The organism is Collinsella sp. TF10-11AT (assembly GCF_003437565.1).
Lineage (GTDB): Bacteria > Actinomycetota > Coriobacteriia > Coriobacteriales > Coriobacteriaceae > Collinsella.
The window spans coordinates 1-19,880 of the sequence record NZ_QSQW01000016.1; the positions used below are offsets into that span (position 1 = coordinate 1).

The window sequence follows — 19,880 nt, forward strand, 5'->3', positions numbered from 1 at the left end:
GATTGAAGGAGGGGGAGGCCTCGCGGCCTCCCCCTTTTTTGCGTTTAATAGAGAGCTGTAATACAAGAACTCGCCTTCGTTTAGCTTGTCTTACTGTTTGGCTGTATTTTGAGTCCTTCTTTTGTATTTGCGCGATAATAACTCCCATTGGCGTTAGGGAGGACTTGATGTTTACCGTTTTTGTCTTGGGCAATATTGCTTCGGGTAAGTCGACTGCCTGCCGCTATCTCGAATCTCATGGCGCCATGCTTATCGATCTGGATGAGCTTGCCAAATCGCTGTACGTGCCGGGGTCGGATATCGTCAATGCTCTTGCTGAAGAGTTTGGCTGGGATATTTTGGACGAGGAGGGCGGCGTTCGACGTAACATCCTCGCTTCTCGAGCTTTTGTCTCTCCTGATGCGGTTGCAAGGCTCAATAGCATTGTGCACCCCGTTCTCGTTGAGCAGCTTTCGCTGAGGATTCTCGATCCTGTCTGCTGTACGGTTTCGTCTCCCCGCTATCCCTTCGCTGCGGTCGAAGTATCTGCTCCGACTGGCTTTGAGGACGCCTTTGGCCTTGCGGATGAAATTATGGTTGTTAGTGCTCCTTTGGCGGTCCGTCGCGAACGTGCCATTCACCGTGGTATGGAGCCATCCGATTTTGATGCTCGCTGCGCTTGCCAACCCGATGAGTCTTCGCTTTGCCGTCTCGCCACAACCGTGATTGATAACGCAGCGGGCGACAACACGCTCTTTGAACAACTGGATGCATGGCTTGCTCGCCATGGCCTTATGGACGCTACGAATAAGGGGGCGACAGATGCCTAAGACGCGTTTCTTTACGTGGTATCGCTTTGTGCCGCTGGCTCTCGTTTTCGTCTTTGGCCTTATCTCGCTCGTTTACTCGTGTGCTCCCGCCGCTTTCTTTAAACCGCTTTATCCGATTGACTATGAGGCGTATGTAAAGCAGTCCAGTATTTCGCATAATCTCGATCCGTATCTGGTGTGTGCCGTCATCAAGTCGGAATCAAACTGGGATCCCGAGGCGGAATCCAACCAGGGCGCCCAAGGTCTCATGCAGCTTATGCCTGAAACCGCTCAGGATATGATCGCCAAGGGCCTTGTCGACGGGGACGAGTATTCTGCCGATAACCTGAATGACCCCGCTACGAATATCGAATTTGGGTGCGCGTACCTCTCGTACCTGCTGACGTATTTCAATGGCTCGACGGATAGTGCTATTGCTGCTTACAATGCCGGAATGGGCAATGTCGATGGGTGGGCGCAGCAAAACACATCGCTCCACAACGCGATTACCTTCCCCGAGACACAAGCCTATTTGATTCGTGTCAATAATGCCTGGGTTCGCTATAAGACCCTCTATCCCGACCGGTTCGTATAGGACTATGCCTGCCGCCTGCGTATACTGCAGATATATGAGTTAGGAGTATCCATGGCGGATTTTGAAGTTGAGCGTGTTGGCGGAGAGCTCAAACGTTTTGGCGTTGAGGGCTCTGATGTGCCGTTTAAGGTCGTGTCTCCCTATGAGCCTGCAGGTTCCCAGCCGAAGGCCATTGAGTCGCTTGTGAAGGGTGTGAGGGACGGAGACCGCTATCAGGTTTTGCTTGGCGTGACCGGTTCGGGCAAGACCTTTACCATGGCCAAGACCATCGAAGCTCTCGGTAAGCCAACGCTGGTCATGGCCCCCAACAAAACCCTCGCCGCACAGCTTGCGAGCGAGCTCAAAGAATTCTTTCCCAACAACGCTGTGGTCTACTTCGTCTCGTACTACGACTATTATCAACCCGAGGCATATGTACCGCAGAGTGATACGTATATCGAGAAAGACTCGTCGATTAACGAAGAGGTCGAGATGTTGCGCCATCAGGCGACAGCATCGTTGCTTTCTCGACGCGATGTGATTGTCGTCGCATCGGTCTCGTGCATCTATGGCATCGGTTCTCCCGAGGACTATGCGGGCTTGGCACCAAACGTCGATAAGAAGGTGCCGCTCGAGCGCGATGACTTTATCCATGCGCTCATCGACATTCAATACGACCGTAATGACTATGACCTGGCGCGTGGTACGTTCCGCGTACGTGGCGATGTCGTCGATGTGTATCCGCCCTATGCGGAGCACCCGTTGCGGTTTGAGTTCTTTGGCGACGAGGTTGAGCTGATTGCCGAGATCGATGAGGTTACCGGTGAGATGTTGCGTGAGTACGAAGCGATTCCCGTGTGGCCGGCTTCGCACTACGTGACCGAGAAGCCAAAGGTGAAGGCGGCCCTGAAATCGATCAGCGAAGAATGCGAAAAGCGCGTGGCGGAGCTCAAAGCGACCGACAAGTTGCTCGAGGCACAGCGCCTGCAGCAGCGGACCGATTATGACCTCGAGATGCTCGAGACGATGGGCTTTTGCAACGGCATCGAGAACTACTCGCGCCATCTGGATGGACGTAAACCGGGCGAGCCGCCGTTTACCTTGATTGACTACTTTCCCAAGGACATGCTCTGCATCATCGACGAGAGCCATGTGACGGTGCCGCAGATTCGCGGTATGCACGAAGGCGACCGATCGCGTAAAGTGACCCTGGTGGAGCATGGTTTTCGCCTGCCCTCGGCGCTCGACAACCGTCCGCTTCGCTTCGATGAGTTTGAGGCGAGGATCCCGCAGTTCATCTACGTTTCGGCTACGCCGGGTGACTATGAGTTGCGCGTGAGTCAAAACGATGTTGAACAGATTATTCGACCGACCGGCCTGCTCGATCCCAAAATCGACGTTCGTCCGGTCCGAGGCCAGATTGACGATCTTGAGGACGAGATTCGCGAGCGCGTGGCCCGCAAGGAGCGCGTGCTGGTGACCACGCTGACCAAGCGCATGGCCGAGGATCTGACCGATCACCTGCTCGATGCCGGCATTAAGGTCAACTACATGCACTCCGATACGGCGACGATGGACCGTGTCGAGATTCTGCGAACGTTGCGCGAGGGCAAGATCGATGTTTTGGTTGGCATCAACTTGCTTCGCGAGGGTCTGGATCTTCCCGAGGTCTCGCTGGTGGCAATTCTCGATGCCGATAAGGAAGGTTTCTTGCGTAACCGCCGTTCGCTGATTCAGACGATTGGCCGTGCGGCCCGCAATGCCGACGGCGAAGTCATCATGTACGCCGACGTCGTGACCGATTCGATGAAAGAAGCCATCGAGGAGACGCAGCGCCGTCGTGAGATCCAGATGGCCTACAACGAAGAACACGGCATTGTGCCCAAGACGGTGCACAAGGCCATCAACGATATTTCGAGCTTTATTGCCGAGGCCGAAAAGACCGTGGGGTCCAAGGGACGCTCGAAGGGCGACTCTCTGGGCCATGGTGCGTTCTATACACCCGATGAAAACGGCGAGGGCGAGGTGCCAGAGACGGTGACGCCTGAACAGACGCTTACCGAGCAGCTGGAAGGGCTGCCGCATGACGAGCTGGTGCGGATCGTCGAGACCATGGAAGAAGACATGCGTAATGCCTCCGCCGCCATGGACTTTGAGGAGGCGGCGCGCCTGCGTGATGCCGTCGTTCAGATTCGGGCGATGCTCGAGGGCGCGCCCGAGGACGAAACGATTGAGCGCCTGCGCTCGCAGGCCCGCAAGGGTTCCACGTTCGCTTCGGGCAGAAAACGCCAGGGCGCGCGATTTAAGAAATAGGGTACAGGCCCCGCGCTTCTCGTTGAGCTCGGGGTCTGTGTCTTTAGTGTGCTAGAGGTCTGCAATCAGGGCTTCGGCGCACCGGATGCCATCAGTGGCGGCGCTCATGATGCCGCCGGCATATCCTGCTCCCTCGCCGCAAGGGTAGAGGCCTGGAGTCGCCACGGCGTGACACGCGCGATCTCGGGTGACAGTGACCGGTGAGCTCGAACGAGTCTCCACGCCGGTAAGAACGGCATCGGGGCGGTCGTAGCCTCGTAGCTTTTTTCCGAGTAGGGGAAGTCCCAGGCGGAGCGACTCGACGATATGCTGCGGCAGGGCTTCGTCAATTGCCGTCCAGGTCACACCGAGCGGATAGGTGGGCTTTACCTTTCCGGGCGCCTTGCTGGCGCGTCCTGCGAGGAAATCTCCGACGAGCTGTGCCGGTGCGTTCCAGTTGGAACCGCCCAGGCGATAGGCGGCCGCCTCGCAGGCACGCTGGAGCTCGATGCCGGCGAGCGGGTCATCGTCGGGAAGGTCCTCTGGCGTGACGTTAACGAGCAGGGCGGCATTTGCGTTGTGTCCGTCGCGGGCATTGAGACTGGCGCCGTTGACGCACAAGTGGCCCTGCTCGGAAGAGGCAGCGACAACCTGCCCGCCGGGGCACATACAAAACGAGAACACGCTGCGGCCGTTGGGAAGATGGGCGACAAGCTTGTAGGGGGCTGCTCCGAGTGCCGGGTGCCCCGCCGAAGGGCCATATTGGGCACGGTCGATGTCGCGCTGTGGATGCTCGATGCGCACGCCCATGGCAAAGGTCTTTTGCGCGAGGGCAACGTTATGTTCCTTGAGAAGCTCGAATACGTCGCGGGCGGAATGGCCGCAGGCGAGAATGAGGTGTTTTGTGGCGATTGCCTCGCTTGTGGTTTCTTGGGGCGTTTGGACATCGATGCCGGTGATGGCGCCAGATCCATCGGTTCGAATATTGACGAGCTTTGTTCGATAGCGGACGGTTCCGCCGAGTTGCTCGATACGCTGGGAAATGTTGGTGACGACGGTGGGGAGGATGTCGGAGCCAATGTGCGGCTTGGCATCCCACAGAATATCGCGGGGCGCACCCGCCTCGACGAAGGTTTCGAGGATAAGGCGATGGGCGGGATTTTTGGTTCCCGTATTGAGCTTGCCGTCCGAGAAGGTCCCCGCGCCGCCCAGGCCAAACTGGATATTGCTCTCGGGGTCGAGGATGCGCTCCTTTAGAAAGAGGTCGATCGCCCGCGAGCGGCGAAATGCCGGGTCGCCGCGCTCGATGAGCAAGGGCTTAAGACCTGCTTCGGCGAGCGTAAGCGCAGCGAAAAGGCCGGCGCATCCGGCGCCGACAACGACAGGGCGTTCTTGAGGTGCGTCGGAGGCGGGGGAGGGGAATGAAGGCTCATCGTCTTCTATCGCGCGTACGCGCGAGCGGTCACGCTCGGCAACGCTGTCGATCGCTTCTCGCTCGAGGTGGGGACTAGTCAGCTCAACACGAAAGCTCAGGATAAAATGGACGTCTCGTTTTTTGCGAGCGTCGATTGACTTGCGGTGGAGCTCGATGGACTTGATCTCGGAGTCCTTGCAACGTAGGACGCACTTGGCGACTCGCTTGCCAACAATGAGACAGGCATTTTCATCGCCGGCTTCATCGAGCGACGCGTTGACTTGGGTGATTTCAACCATCGAGGTCTCCTTAGAGGCAAGAAAGAGGCCGTCCGGTATCCCAGACGGCCCGAATGCGTTTTTGATTATAGACTGCGCGGCTACAGGCTGCTTGCAGCGCGAATGCCCGAGATCCAGGCCCACGCAAGGTTAAAGCCTCCGCAATCGGCGTCGATGTCGAGCGCTTCACCGCAGACGTAAAGCGGGGCGTCGACAACGCTGCGCGCGCGTAGGCTGGGTGTTGAGATGCTCTCGACAGATATGCCACCACGCGTGACCTGTGCTGAGCGCTCCTCGGCTGTTCCCTCGACGAGCAACTTAAAGTGTTTGAGGATCGAGACCAGGTGGATGACATCGTTGGAGCCTGGATGGCACTGCTCGAACGTTGTGCAGACGACGCGGGAGAGTTGCGGGGCGAGCATGCCGTCGAGCCAACGGGGATCGCGGGGCGAAAAGCCGCCGAGCAGCTCAACGCGCCGGTTGAGCATATCGAGCAACTCGTCTTTGGAGAGGTCGGGGAAAACGTCGAGCAGGATCGTATCGCCGCGCTGGATACGACGGGAGAGGTTGAAGACAGCGACACCCGAGATGCCAAAGGTTCGAAACAGCACTTCACCGTCTTCGTGCCAGAGCTCATTATGATTGTGGGCGAGCGTCAAGCGGACACGGACGCGCAGGCCATCCAACGTCTTGAGTGCCGCCCGATCGCCAACGACCGTTGCCGATACGGGGCAGAGGATGGGGTGCAGCGAAGTGAGGGGGAGGCGAAACGTATCGGCGATACCGGTGGGGTTGCCGCCCGTAGCGATAATTACGGCATGTGCCTGCAGGGCCTCGTTCTTGCGAGGGACATCGGCGAGCGCTTTCCGAAGCGAGCGGAGCTCCGATTTTCGGTCGTCGTGCTTTTTTGCCTTGAGCGCCCGCGCTGGACGGTCTATTTGGAGTGCCCAGCCTTCGGAAGCTTTGTGCGCCGTGGCAACGTTGGCTCCGCAGATTAAGGTGATACCTAGGCGGTCGCAAACGTTGAGAAGCGCGTCGCGCACCGATTCGGCGCGAAGGGAGCGCGGGTACAGCCGGCCTTCCTCGGAGGTTGTCATGATGCCCAGCGAGGAGAAGAAACCCATAAGCTCTTGTTCGGGCTGGGGGCCCATGACGGATTCGACGAATGCGGGGTGGTTATACCGCTGAGGATCAATCGATTCGTTGGAGAGGTTGCAACGGCCGTTACCGGTCGCAAGGAGCTTGAGGCCGCAGGCGACATCGCGCTCAACGATGCAGACGCTTTTGCCAGCGCGTGCGGCCGTAATGGCGGCGGCGAGGCCTGAAGCCCCGCCGCCGATTACCAAGACGTCATAGAGGGCGCTCGCGTTCACTTAGGCCTCGTCGGTCTCGTGCGGGGTAATAGCCTCGACGGCAGAGACTGCCTTGGGCAACATGCCATCGGGCAGCGCGGTCTCGACCTCGCCCTTATCGCAGGCCTCGGCGAGTACCGGATTAATGGGAAGCTGGCCCAAGATGTCGAGGTTATAGCGCTCTGCGACCTCGGGGAGCTTGCTCTTGCCAAAGACCTCGATCTTCTTGCCGCAGTCAGGGCACTCAATATAGCTCATGTTCTCGACAATGCCCAGAATGGGGACGTTCATCTTCTCGGCCATGTTGACCGCCTTGGCGACGATCATCGAGACCAGATCCTGCGGGCTCGTGACGATGACGATGCCGTCGACCGGCAGCGACTGGAAGACGGTGAGCGCGACGTCGCCTGTTCCCGGAGGCATGTCGACCAGTAGGTAGTCGATGGGGCCCCACGAGGTCTCGCTCCAGAACTGCCTAATGGCGCCTGCGATGACCGGACCGCGCCAAAGGACGGGGTCGGTCTCGTTTTGGAGCAGCAGGTTGGAGCTCATGACCTTGACGCCGTGCTCGGAGATTTCGGGCAGCATAAGGTTGCCAAGGGCATGGACGTGGCGTCCACTCATACCGAACATCTTGGGGATAGAGGGACCGGTGATGTCGGCATCGAGGACGCCGACCTTGTGGCCGTGACGGGCAAGCTCGGTGGCGATGGCACCGGTGACAAATGACTTGCCGACACCGCCCTTGCCGGAAAGCACGGCGATGACGCGCTTGACCTCGGACAGCGTGTTCTCCTCAAATTGCGACGGCGACGTTTGTCCGCCGGCGGCCTGTGCGTGTTCGCAACCCATGTATGACTCCTTTGTATATGCTGGGGCCGGGGCCCCGCGATGTGACACGAGCGTCATTGTACCCTCGTTTGCGAGCGGGAGTCATTTGCGATGCGTTTGGGCCGAGCGTGCTTGCAATACGATGGGCCCAAGCGAATGGGCGGGCTTACTGAACTTTGCTGGCGAACTCGAGGTATTGCATGCGCTGCAGCTTGTCGATCGTCGAGGCGTAGGGGCTGTCTTCCGATTCCAAGTCGTAGCGCAGCCCGTCGGCACCGAGATAGCCGGCGACATTGATGGTGGGCACATCTGACCTTGTCGCAAGCAGGGCCTTTTGGTAATTGGTGAGCGGGGCGCCGATCTTATTAAGGGTAATGGCTGCAATCTCGTTTGCCCCGACGGTGTCGTAGACGTTGAGCTCGGTATTGCCGGCGATCTCATAGTTAGCCCAGACGAGATATGTCGACTGATAGATACGGAAAGCGTGGCTTGCCGTATCTTCCTGAGGGTACAGCTCGTCGTTGAGAGTCGTTGCGGCGCTCGGCTGATGGTCGCCAAAAAAGACAAGAACAACCGGTCTGCCGATGTTGCGGAGCTCGTTGATAAAGTACTCGAGGTCCCGGTCGGATGCGTTGATGCAGGTGAGATAGGTGTTGAGCGCGCTGTTGGCGCCTTCGCTGGCTCCCTCGACCCAATAGTTTGTCAGCTCTTCGGCGGGAACGGTGCCATGGTCGTAGCCGCCGTGATTTTGCATCGTGACGTCAAAGATGAACTGCGGCGCTTCGTCGGTTCTAAGCAGGTCGAGTATCTTGTCGTAGGTGGCGTAGTCGCATACGCCGGCATGGTAATAGGGCGCACCTTCGAAATCGCCGATTGAAAGAAAGTCTCCAAAGCCCAGCTGCTGATAGATTTTATCTCGATGGTAGTTGACGGGGTTTTGCGGGTGCATAGCGGTAGCGGTATACCCAAGCTCTTTAAGGTCCTTTGCCAGGCTGTTTACGCCATTCATCTGATACAGCTGATAGGGGATCTTGCCTAATCCGACAAAGGCCGTTGTCGCTCCGGTCAAAAATTCGAATTCGGAGTTCGCCGTTCCGCCACCGGCGACCGAAGCGAGCATGGTGCCGCGAACAAGTGTGTCGGGAAGCGAGTTGTAGAATGCGGGGCCGGTGTACCCGGCCGCCTGGAGCTGCTCAAAGCACGAAAGGTCGCTAAAACTCTCGTTCATGACGGCAACAATCGTCGGCTTGATTTCATTGAACTGGGCAACGGCCGCCGCGCGCTGCTCGCTCGAGCCGTATGCGCTGTCGTAGGCGGCGGCGAGCTCCTGCTCGATGCTCTGCGCCTCATCGGGCGTATAGCCTTCGGGCTTCTCAATGGGCAACTCGTTGACCATTTCGGTGAACGAAGTGATAAAACCCTGAGACGCATACGTGGTGATGGGCTGCCAACGGTCAAATCCAAAATCCAGCGCCTGCTCCAAGTCGATGTTGGAAAAGCCTGAGAGCCCCACAACGGTCACTAGCAGAAAAGCACAGAGGTTAGCGGCGATAGCGGGGAAGACATGGGTGGGCGTACGGAGCTTTCGCGGTCGGATGAGCGAAAGAAGCCCCAGGGAAATCTCCAGCAGGGCGAGAGAGGTTACGATTCCGGCGGTAAAGGTAAACTCGTATCCCTCGCTCACTTCCATTGCGGTGCCAAGGGCCAAGATATCGCTTGGCAGGATGGCTTCGCCTTTAAACGTTATGACGAAGTGCTCGGCAATGCCAAGGATGCAACAGACGACGGGCACGAGGGCCATGACGCCTCCATGACGCTGCCCCACCAAATAAAGGGAGAGCAGAACCGTCGCGAGCAGCCCGACGGAAAACCCGAATGAGTTGGCGGGAATGCGATAGAACGTTTCGTTGCAGGCAATTTCGAGTGAAACGAACGAGAGCGCTGAAACAGCGGCGATGACAAGGATGTCACGGCAAATACAGGCAACCGTTCCCGTCGCAAGGTCGGTTTGGTCGATAAGTCCCGAAACCAAGGGCTCGACAAGAAGCATGACGGCGGCAGCACCGAGCGCCGAATAAGAAAGGACCCATAGGGAGCTGCCCTCATTTACGAGCAATTGATTCGTAACCCATGCAGCTACCACGCCGAGCGGGATGAGGAGCGTCGCGCACCAAAAGACGCGGGCAATGGGTGGCTTTTCGTTGCGTTTGATTGAAAAATACACGCGCACGACGACGGCGGCCACGATAAGGACGGCGATGAATATGGGCAGATTGGCCATGTCGCTCGAAGTGATTTCAAGGGGGATATCTTCGGTCATGGACGTTCCTCTGGTACAGCAAATTAAGTTCAGCATTAGATTACTGTAACCTTTCCACGGCATTTCGAGAAACAAAGCGCCCGATACGCAAAGCTAAAGGTCTGCGAATCTTGTATCACGAACATCTGTGCGCGTTGAGTGCGCTAAACTCATCGACGGTGTGATTTGAAGTTATAGGAGGCAAGGAGCTTCCATGTCTGATTCCTCTATCGTTATTCGCGGTGCGCGCGAGCACAACTTGCGCGATATCGATGTATCCATTCCACGCGACCAGCTCGTGGTCATTACCGGCCTTTCCGGCTCGGGCAAGAGCTCGCTGGCGTTCGACACGATCTATGCCGAGGGCCAGCGCCGCTACGTCGAGAGCCTGTCGAGCTATGCGCGTCAGTTTTTGGGCCAGATGGACAAACCCGATCTGGACTCGATCGACGGCCTTTCGCCGGCTGTTTCGATCGATCAAAAGACGACATCCAAGAATCCTCGATCGACGGTGGGCACCGTAACCGAGATTTATGACTACCTGCGACTGCTGTTTGCTCGCGTCGGTACGCCGCACTGCCCCGAGTGCGGTCGCATAATCGAGCGCCAGACGACCGACCAGGTTGCCGATAAAGTCCTGGCTGCGGGGGAGGGCCGCCGCGCGTTCGTGCTGGCACCGGTGGTTCGCGGTCGTAAGGGCGAGTATGCCAAGCTGTTCGAGGATCTTCGCGCCGAGGGCTTTAGCCGCGTGCGCGTCGACGGCGAGGTTCGCTCGCTTGATGACCCTATCGATTTGGATAAGAAATTCAAGCACGATATCGAGGTCGTGGTCGACCGTATCGTGATTCGCGAGAACTCCCTGGGCCGTATTGCCGAGTCCGTTGAACAGGCGACTGCGCTGGCGCACGGCAATGTGAACGTATACTTGCTGCCCGACCGCGACGCTCCCGAGGGGACCGAAGGCGAGTTGCTGGAGTATTCGCTGGCGCTGGCGTGCCCGGAGCATGGGCACTCCATCGATGACCTGCAGCCGCGCGATTTCTCGTTCAACGCGCCCTATGGCGCGTGCCCCGAGTGCGATGGCCTGGGCTTTAAGAAGACGGTCGATGCCGAAGCGCTAATCGAAGACCCCTCGAAGTCGATCGCCGACGGGGTCTTTGGCAGCCTGTTTGGCAACTCTAACTACTATCCGCAGATTTTCGCTGCGGTCTGCAAACACTTTAAGGTGAGCGTCGATACGCCGTGGGAGGATCTGCCTCCGCGGGTGCGTCGCGCGTTTTTAGACGGCATGGGCGACCAGAAGATTTCGGTCGACTATCAAAAGCTCGATGGGCGTCGCAGCCAGTGGGACACCAAGTTCTCGGGCGTGCGCAATATCCTGTACGAGCGCTATAACGAGACGACGAATGAGAACACCAGGGCGCGCTTGGAGAAGTACATTCGCGAGGAGCCGTGCTCGAGTTGCCATGGTGCTCGTCTGCGCCCCGAGATGCTCGCCGTTACCGTAGGCGGTAAGTCCATTTACGAGGTCTGCTGCCTGTCGTGCCGCGAGTCGCTCGAGTTTTTTGAGGGCCTGGAGCTTACCGAGCGCCAACAATTTATCGGCGGGCGCATCGTTAAGGAAATCCTGGAGCGCCTGCGCTTTCTGGTCGATGTCGGACTCGACTATCTGACCCTCGACCGTGCCTCGGCGACGCTTTCCGGAGGCGAGGCCCAGCGCATTCGCCTGGCAACGCAGATCGGCGCCGGCCTCATGGGTGTCCTGTACATTTTGGACGAGCCATCGATCGGCCTCCATCAGCGCGATAACGAGCGCCTGATCAAGACGCTTGAGCGCCTGCGCGATATCGGCAATACCGTCATCGTCGTTGAGCATGATGAGGATACGATTCGTGCTGCCGACTATGTGATCGACATGGGCCCTGGCGCGGGCGTGAACGGCGGACACGTGGTCGCCGCGGGAACGCCTGCCGATATCATGGCGTGCCCCGATTCGATGACGGGTGCCTACCTGACTGGCAAGCGAATGATTCGGGTTCCCGATAAGCGCCGCAAGCCCGGTCGCGGCTGCCTTAAGATCACGGGCGCCCGTGCCAACAACCTTAAAAACGTTACCGCCAAGATTGAGTTCGGTACGCTTACGGTCGTTACCGGCGTGTCGGGATCGGGCAAGAGCTCCCTGGTTACCGACACCATCGCGCCTGCTCTTACGAATGCCATTCATCGCTCGACGCGTCCTGTGGGCCCGTACAAAAAGCTCGAGGGTATCGAGTGCATCGATAAGGTGATCGACATTGACCAGTCGCCGATCGGCCGTACACCGCGTTCCAATCCCGCTACGTACATTGGCCTGTGGGATGATCTGCGCGCGCTGTTTGCGAGCACACCGGAGTCGAAGGCACGCGGCTACTCGCCGGGACGTTTCTCCTTTAACGTGAGCGGCGGCCGCTGCGAAGCATGCAAGGGCGACGGACAAATTAAGATCGAGATGCACTTCCTTCCCGATATCTATGTTCCCTGCGAGGTCTGCGGCGGCAAGCGCTATAATCGCGAGACGCTTGAGGTCACCTACCGTGGTAAGACCATCTCTGACGTGCTCGACATGAGCGTCACCGAGGCGCTGGCTTTCTTTGGCAATATTCCTCAAATTAAGCGTAAGCTCCAGACTCTGTACGATGTGGGCCTGGGCTATGTGAGCTTGGGCCAGCCGGCAACGACGCTTTCGGGTGGCGAGGCACAGCGCGTAAAGCTCGCCAAGGAACTTCACCGCCGTCAGACGGGTAAGACGTTCTACATTCTGGATGAGCCGACGACCGGTCTCCATTTTGAGGATGTCCGCCAGTTGCTCGACGTGCTGCAGCGCCTGGTCGATGCGGGCAACACGGTTCTGGTAATCGAGCATAATCTCGATGTCATCAAGGTCGCCGACCGTCTGATCGATATGGGTCCCGAGGGCGGCAATGGCGGCGGAACCGTCGTGGTCTCGGGTACGCCGGAGCAGGTCGCGGCATGTTCGCAGAGCTACACGGGCAAGTTCTTGGCTCCGCTGCTCGAGCGCGACCGTGAGCGTCAGGCACAACTCGACGCCCAGTAAAGAGACGCCGTCATGCGAGAAGCGCCACCGATTCCTTTCGATTCGGTGGCGCTTCTGTGTGTCGAGATGGCGCATGCTGCTACATTGGACATATACTTAGGCGTTACGTTCGAACGCGAGGGAAGGGGCATGCCATGGCAAAGGCTGCAAAGACGCCGAAAACCAATGCGATGCGCGAGCTGGAAAACGCCGGCATCTCCTATATTCTCCATACGTATGAAGACTATGGCGATGAGTCGGCGGGTTTAGGCGTTGCGATTTCGGAACAACTTGGCGAGGAGCCTGGCCAGGGTTTTAAGACCTTGGTTTGCGTGACGCCGTCCAACGAACACGTTGTGTGCTGTATTCCCGTTGCCGACGAGCTTGACCTAAAGGCCGCCGCGCGCGCCGCTGGTGAAAAGTCGCTGACCATGATGCATGTCAAGGACTTGCTTGCCGCGACGGGGTATGTCCGGGGCGGCTGCAGTCCAGTCGGCATGAAAAAACGCTTTCGGACGCTGATCGATGAGACATGCGTCCTTTGGGATACCATTTTTATCTCAGGCGGTAAGCGTGGCTATCAGCTTGAGCTTGCCCCCGACGACTTAGTTGCATTTTGCGGGGCGACGGTTGCCCCGATCACGAGAGAGGACTGAGCGATGCCGCAGGAAGAATCGAAGCGCGGGGCTCACTTTGCAAAGCGTTCGGCTTCTCAGGCGTCCGCGTCTGAGGCTTCTTCGGTCGACGACCAGATTCGAAACGCCTGGTCCGCTGCTGCAGATCCAGGGGAGACGGCCGTGTATTTGCGTGCTGCCGGTGCTGGTGCGGCGCTTCCTCGTACGATTCTCTCTTCGGGTCGCCCCGATGAGACGGCGGTGTTTTTGGCCGCGGCTCAATCCCGTGCCGGACGGATGCCTGCTGCCGCTGGGGCGTCTCGTGCGCCGCGTCCCGATGAGACAGCAGTGTTCTTGATGGCGGCTCAGGGAAAGGGCACGTTGAAGGGCGCTCCAGCCGATCGTTCCGCAAGGCATGCAACCGACGGGGATGACGAGCAGCTGCTTATGGATGACGAGTGGTCACCGCTCGGCTCGACCGATCCGGTCGAGGGCGTTGCTGTCGACGACGATGATTGGGGCCTTTTGTCGTTTTCTGATCGAACCGCTGCCGCCAGGGAAGTTGACACGGTGTTTGGTGATGATGCCGTAGCTAACGATGGCGCTTCGTTTGACAACGATGTCACGCCTGCTGGCGGCGCTTTTTCTGCCGATGATGCCGTTTTGGTCGACGACCCCTTCGCGATAATCGATGAGCCCGATATCGAGGTTGATTCTCGACAACACACTGAAGTTAGCCCCCAATCGCAGGACGACGTAGATGATATGGGCTCGTCGGATTACTCTACGGTTGGCCGTTCTGCCGGCCTTATGACTGCGCTGACCATCGTGTCGCGCGTCACAGGGTTCATCCGCACGTGGGCTATGGCTGCCGCCATCGGCATGTCGCTGCTCTCATCTTCCTATCAGGTCGCCAACAACCTGCCCAATATGCTCTACGAGCTCGTGATGGGCGGTATGTTGGTTACCGCCTTTTTGCCGGTGTACATGGGCGTGCGTCGTGAACAGGGTCGCGACGCCTCAAACGAATACGTAGGCAATCTGCTCGGCATCCTGCTTTTGCTGCTGGGCGGCATTTCGGTGCTGGGCACCGTGTTCGCTCCGGGCTTTATCTGGACGCAGTCGTTCCTTTCGGGTGACGGCGGCAGCATAAATACAGCCGCGTTCATGTTTCGTTTCTTTGCCATCCAGATTCTGTTCTACGGGCTGGGCTCGGTGTTCTCGGGCGTTCTCAACGCACACCGTGATTACTTCTGGTCGACGTTTGCCCCGGTCCTCAACAATGCGATTGTCATCGCGAGCTTTATGGGCTTTGCTCCTGTGTCCGCACAATTCGGTGAGCGTGCCGGCATCATTCTTATTGCAGCCGGAACGACCTTTGGCGTCTTTGTCCAGATGGCATGTCAGATCCCCGCGCTCGGCAAGCACGGCGTGCATCCTCATATCCATATCGACTTTAAGGATCCCGCGCTGCGCCAGACGATTACGCTCGGTATTCCGACGCTGCTTGCAACGGTGTGCATGTTTGTTTCGACCTCCATCACCAATGCCGCCGCGCTGGTGGTACAGCCCGAGACCGGTCCTTCTGTCATCGCGTATGCGCGCCTGTGGTACACGCTGCCCTACGCGCTGATTGCCGCTTCGCTTTCGACGGCGCTGTACACCGAGCTCTCTCACGATGCGCAGGAGAAAGATTACGACAGTGTTCGTACTGGCATCTCGCACGGTGTCGCCCAGATGCTGTTCTTCCTGATCCCGTTTGCGTTGTACCTGATTGTTTTCGCCCGTCCGCTCAACATGATTTACTGTGCCGGCAAGTTTGATGAGTCCGGCGTGGCGCTGGTATCCGAGTTCCTTGTCTATCTGGCGCTCTCGCTGCCACTCTACGGCGTGGTCGTGCTGATGCAGAAGAGCTTCTCTGCTCTGCTCGATATGAAGCCCTATGGCCGCTATTGTCTCTACTCCGCCATTGGGCAGGCCGGTTCGGTGCTGCTGTTTGGGGTAGCCCTCGGCTACGGCATGCCGGCCATCGCGCTTTCGTATGTCGTCGACTACGTTATCTTGGTCGGTTGTTCACTGTGGTGGCTGCGCCGTCGTCTGCATGGCCTTCAGGTTACGTCCATACTGCACGGAGGCTTCTTTGGCCTTTTGCTTGGAGGGCTGGGTGCGGCGACTGGCGCCGTCGTTATGTGGGCGCTCGAGCACTTTGTCGGAGCGCTCGGCGGCTCGATTCTGGTTACCTTGTGCTATGTTTGCGTTGCGGGCATCGTCTCACTCGCCGTCACCTTTGGTCTGGCCGTCGCCTTTAAGATGCCCGAGGTTTCTGCGTTACTTCGCCGCAAGTAGGTAAACGTGACGGGTCACGATAACATTCCAACCCTTGCCGAACAGGTCTCGCGCGTTCCCACGCAGCCCGGCTGCTACCTTTGGAAAGACGCCAAGGGCGATGTCATCTACGTTGGCAAGGCGAAAAACCTGCGTGCTCGCATGCGTCAGTACGTGACGCTGCAGGACGAGCGCCAGAAGATCCCGCTTATGATGCAGCTGGTGGCGAGCTTCGACTATATCGTTGTGGAGTCCGAGCACGAGGCATTGGTACTCGAGCGCAATCTAATCGGTCAGTACCATCCGTACTTTAACGTCGATCTTAAGGACGATAAGAGCTATCCCTTTATCGCTATCACCAAGAGCGATCTATTTCCCGCTATTAAATACACGCGTGAGCGCCATAAGCCAGGGACGCGCTATTTTGGCCCCTATACCGATAGCCGCGCGGCGCGTGAAACCATCGATACGCTGCGCAAGGTTATTCCCATTTGCTCAGCATCCTGTGCGGAGTGGCGTCGCTGCCGCCGCATCGTCGAGTCCCACAAGGGCGAGGAAGACATCGTCAATATGATTTGCGCGCAAAACGGGCGCCCCTGCTTTGACTACCATGTCGGGCGCGGCCCGGGTGCGTGTGTCGGCGCGATTTCCCCGGCAGACTATGCCAAGAACGTCAAGCGTGTCGAGCGCTTTTTGTCGGGTCATCGCAAGGATGTCGTCGATGAGCTGACATCCGAGATGACGGAGGCCGCCGAGGCGCTCGATTTTGAGCGCGCCGCCCGCGTCAAGCGCCGCCTGGACGTCATTCGGGGCCTGGACGATCGCCAACAGGTTGTCTTTCCATCGAGCGTCGATATCGATGTTATCGGCTTCTATCGCGAAGAGACCATTTCCGCCGCTTGCGTTTTTGTCGTGCGTGAGGGTCGAACGGTTCGAACCTGCGAGTTCATTCTCGATAAGGGTTTGGATGTCGATGAAGAGGAGCTTCAATCGGGCTTTCTTAAGCGCTATTACGACGAGACGGCTGATATTCCAGCTGAGATCAACCTCTCTGTCGAGCTTGAGGATGCGGAGGCGCTGGGGGAGTGGCTTGCAGGCAAGCGCGAGCGCCCCTGTCATCTCCATAGGCCGCAGCGTGGCGAAAAGCACCGTTTGCTCGATATGGCATCCAAAAATGCGCGCCATGCACTCATGCGCTACATGATGCGTACGGGGTATGCCGACGACCGCACCAATCGGGCGCTCTTGGAGCTCGAAAGCGCGTTGGCGCTGCCATCGCCGCCGTTGCGTATCGAGTGCTTCGATATCTCTACGCTGCATGGCACCTTTACGGTCGCCTCGATGGTGGTGTTTACCAACGGCCGCGCCGACAAGAGCCAGTACCGCCGCTTTAAAATCCAGGCCGAATTGGACGAGGCGAATGACTTCGTTTCGATGTCCGAGGTTTTGGGGCGTCGCTATGCTCCCGAGCGGATGGCCGACGAACGTTTTGGCTCGCGCCCCGATCTGCTCGTTGTCGACGGCGGCAAGCCGCAATTGACGGCTGCAATTAAACAACTTGAGGCCCTTGGGCTCGATATACCAGTTTGTGGCTTGGCAAAGGCCGATGAGGAGGTTTTCGTGCCTTGGGACGAGACTCCCGTCGTGCTACCGACCGGGTCCGCGTCGCTCTATCTCATCAAGCAGGTGCGCGATGAGTCGCACCGTTTTGCAATTACATTTCATCGTGAGTTGCGCGATAAAGCCATGACGGTTTCGGTACTCGATGACGTTCCAGGCGTGGGACCCACTAGAAAACGTGCCATATTGCGCCATTTTGGCTCGATGAAGCGTTTGCGCGCGGCGAGCGAGCGAGAGATCGCGGAAGTTCGCGGCATACCTGCCGATGTCGCCAAGGCGGTCCACGAGACGCTCGTCGCATGGAATGCCGAGCGCGCCGAGGCATCGGCTAGCCATTCCGATAGCTCAACACGAGCCTAAACAACTGGTATACATGCTTGCGCGATTTTCAAGCATTTATTTCGCCATGATTACCTGCTGGTTTCGGGTTTTATTAACGCTAAAACGTTTGACTAACCCAAGGAACAGCCCTGCTATCCTGCGGTTTGACGAAGACTGATATCTCACCTCATCGATACATACTGTCTACAGTATCGTTTGTCAACGAATTCGGTGAACGGTAGTAAATACCGTTCAAGCGGATGTATGTATCGGTCGCCGAGCGCGGCACCCAAGTTGGGTTCGTCGGTAGGTAAGGTATATATCGTCCGCAAGTTGCGCGGGGGCACGTCTAGGTGCTCCCGGGTAAGATTCTCTATTGATAGGAGAAGACATGGCCATCATCAACAAGGGTATGTCCAGGCGTTCGTTCCTCGGCCTCACCGGCAGCGTCGCTGCTGTCGCAGGGCTTGGTCTCACCGGCTGCGGTGGCAGCTCTAGCGACGAGGGTTCCGCTTCCGGTTCCACCGATTCTGCCAACCGTGGCGGCGGCGTGATCACCGCTGGTTCCGCTTACGCTCCGTCCAGCTTCGATCCCGCCAGCACCGGCTCCGCTGTGGGCCTGGGTGCTAACTGGCACGTCGTCGAGGGCCTCTACGGCATCGATTACCACGACTACAGCACCTTCAACGAGCTCGCCACCGACGATCCCAAGTCTGTGGACGACACCACCTTCGAGGTCACCATCCGCAAGGGCGCCAAGTTCTCCGATGGCACCGAGGTCACCGCTGACGATGTCGTCGCCTCCTACACCGCTTGCGCCGCTTCCGCTACCTATGCTCCGTTCTTCCAGCCCTTCGAGTCCATCGAGGCCAAGGACGCCAGCACCGTGACGGTCAAGACCAAGGTCCCCAACTTCTCCCTGCTCAAGGATCGTCTGGCCATCGTCCGCGTTACCCCGGCCACCCAGACCGAGGAGGATCGCGCCAAGCAGCCGATCGGCTCCGGCCCCTGGATGTACGACTCTATCTCCGATACCGAGATCACCCTGGTTCCCAACCCCGAGTACAACGGTGAGTATGCTGCCGAGGATAAGAAGATCCAGTACAGCATCCTGACCGACCCCACCGCTCGCGTTACCGCTCAGCAGGAGGGCTCCACGCTCGTTATGGAGCTCGTCACCGCTGACGCCGTCGACCAGCTCGAGAGCGCCGGCTGCAAGATCGACAACGTCCAGGGCTTCGGTACCCGCTTCATTATGTTCAACGTTGCCAAGGAGCCTTGGAACAACGTCAAGGTCCGTCAGGCCGTCATGTACGCGCTCGACACCGAGAAGATGGTCAGCAACACCTTCGCCGGCCTTGCCACCGCTGCCAGCTGCTACCTGCCCAAGAGCTTCACCAACTATCATGAGGCTTCCACGGTCTACAAGACCGACGCCAAGAAGGCCAAGAAGCTCATTGAGGAGTCCGGCATCACCCCGGGTGCCATCACCCTGCGCACCACCGACAACGAGCAGATTAAGGGCATGGCCGCCCAGGTCAAGAACGACCTCGACGCTCTCGGCTTCGACGTGACCATCCAGACCGATACCTCGCCGGCCACCTACGCTGCCATCGACGGCGGCGAGGCCTACGATATCCTCCTTGCCCCTGGCGATCCGTCCTGCTTCGGCGCTGATCCCGACCTGCTGCTTAACTGGTGGTACGGTGACAACGTCTGGATGCAGACCCGTTGCCCGTGGAAGGAGTCCGCTGAGTGGGAGAAGCTCCACGGTCTCATGGACGAGGCTCTTGCCGCCGAGGGCGACGAGCAGCAGAAGAAGTGGAACGAGTGCTTCGACATCATCGCCGACAACGCCGTTCTGTACCCCGTTGTCCACGTTAAGACCGTCTCCGCTTCCTGGGACGATCCGTCCACCGCGCCCAACGGCGAGGCCCTCGATGGCTTCAAGGGCATCGGCACGACGAGCATGTCCTTCAGGGGCGTCGCGACCGTCAAGGCCTAAGACTCGCTTGAGTCATATGTAGGGCGTCGGTCGTAAGGCAACGTCCTCATAGTTGAAACAAAGACCCGGGCGACCTCGATGTCGCTCGGGTCTT

The 19,880-nt window shown here is 58.4% G+C and carries 12 protein-coding genes; 8 read left to right on the plus strand and 4 right to left on the minus strand.

The window, feature by feature from the left end:
* The first annotated feature begins 167 nt into the window (after positions 1-167).
* Genes coaE through uvrB form a run of 3 tightly spaced genes read left to right on the plus strand, consistent with a single transcriptional unit; the run spans position 168 to position 3,675 of the window.
* Entirely contained in the window at positions 168-809 is a 642-nt protein-coding gene (gene coaE, locus DXC99_RS09275) for a dephospho-CoA kinase (RefSeq protein ID WP_117584264.1), read from the plus strand.
* Complete coding sequence (locus tag DXC99_RS09280) at positions 802-1,383, plus strand: lytic transglycosylase domain-containing protein (RefSeq protein WP_117584265.1); 582 nt, start codon at positions 802-804, stop codon at positions 1,381-1,383. The genes coaE and DXC99_RS09280 overlap by 8 nt, the downstream gene beginning before the upstream one ends.
* A 51-nt stretch (positions 1,384-1,434) precedes the next feature.
* On the plus strand, positions 1,435-3,675 hold the full coding sequence (uvrB, locus tag DXC99_RS09285; RefSeq protein WP_117584266.1) for an excinuclease ABC subunit UvrB: 2,241 nt from the start codon (positions 1,435-1,437) through the stop codon (positions 3,673-3,675).
* A gap of 51 nt (positions 3,676-3,726) precedes the next feature.
* Here the strand turns inward: uvrB and DXC99_RS09290 are convergent, their stop codons facing one another.
* The 4 genes from DXC99_RS09290 to DXC99_RS09305 form a co-directional block, all read right to left on the minus strand.
* Positions 3,727-5,367: an NAD(P)/FAD-dependent oxidoreductase gene (locus DXC99_RS09290; RefSeq protein ID WP_117630008.1), complete on the minus strand. Its 1,641-nt coding sequence runs from the start codon at positions 5,365-5,367 to the stop codon at positions 3,727-3,729.
* Between the two features lie 80 nt (positions 5,368-5,447).
* Entirely contained in the window at positions 5,448-6,719 is a 1,272-nt protein-coding gene (locus tag DXC99_RS09295) for an NAD(P)/FAD-dependent oxidoreductase (RefSeq protein WP_117630009.1), read from the minus strand.
* On the minus strand, positions 6,720-7,550 hold the full coding sequence (locus tag DXC99_RS09300; protein WP_117630010.1) for an Mrp/NBP35 family ATP-binding protein: 831 nt from the start codon (positions 7,548-7,550) through the stop codon (positions 6,720-6,722).
* Positions 7,551-7,695: 145 nt separating this feature from the next.
* A complete protein-coding gene (locus tag DXC99_RS09305) occupies positions 7,696-9,849 on the minus strand; it encodes an LTA synthase family protein (protein ID WP_158551695.1) in 2,154 nt (717 codons plus the stop codon).
* Positions 9,850-10,042: 193 nt separating this feature from the next.
* Between DXC99_RS09305 and uvrA the strand changes: the two genes are divergently transcribed.
* From uvrA to DXC99_RS09330, 5 genes are all read left to right on the plus strand, one after another.
* Entirely contained in the window at positions 10,043-12,922 is a 2,880-nt protein-coding gene (gene uvrA, locus DXC99_RS09310; protein WP_117584270.1) for an excinuclease ABC subunit UvrA, read from the plus strand.
* A gap of 134 nt (positions 12,923-13,056) precedes the next feature.
* The gene (gene ybaK / locus DXC99_RS09315; protein WP_117584271.1) at positions 13,057-13,557 is read left to right on the plus strand and encodes a Cys-tRNA(Pro) deacylase; all 501 of its coding nucleotides are present in this window, start codon (positions 13,057-13,059) and stop codon (positions 13,555-13,557) included.
* Positions 13,558-13,560: 3 nt separating this feature from the next.
* Positions 13,561-15,861 (plus strand): murein biosynthesis integral membrane protein MurJ, encoded by a 2,301-nt coding sequence (murJ, locus tag DXC99_RS09320; protein WP_233505719.1) that lies wholly within the window; start codon positions 13,561-13,563, stop codon positions 15,859-15,861.
* A gap of 6 nt (positions 15,862-15,867) precedes the next feature.
* A complete protein-coding gene (gene uvrC / locus DXC99_RS09325; protein ID WP_117630012.1) occupies positions 15,868-17,820 on the plus strand; it encodes an excinuclease ABC subunit UvrC in 1,953 nt (650 codons plus the stop codon).
* A 352-nt stretch (positions 17,821-18,172) separates the two neighbouring features.
* Positions 18,173-19,786: an ABC transporter substrate-binding protein gene (locus DXC99_RS09330; RefSeq protein ID WP_117584273.1), complete on the plus strand. Its 1,614-nt coding sequence runs from the start codon at positions 18,173-18,175 to the stop codon at positions 19,784-19,786.
* Positions 19,787-19,880: the final 94 nt, after the last annotated feature.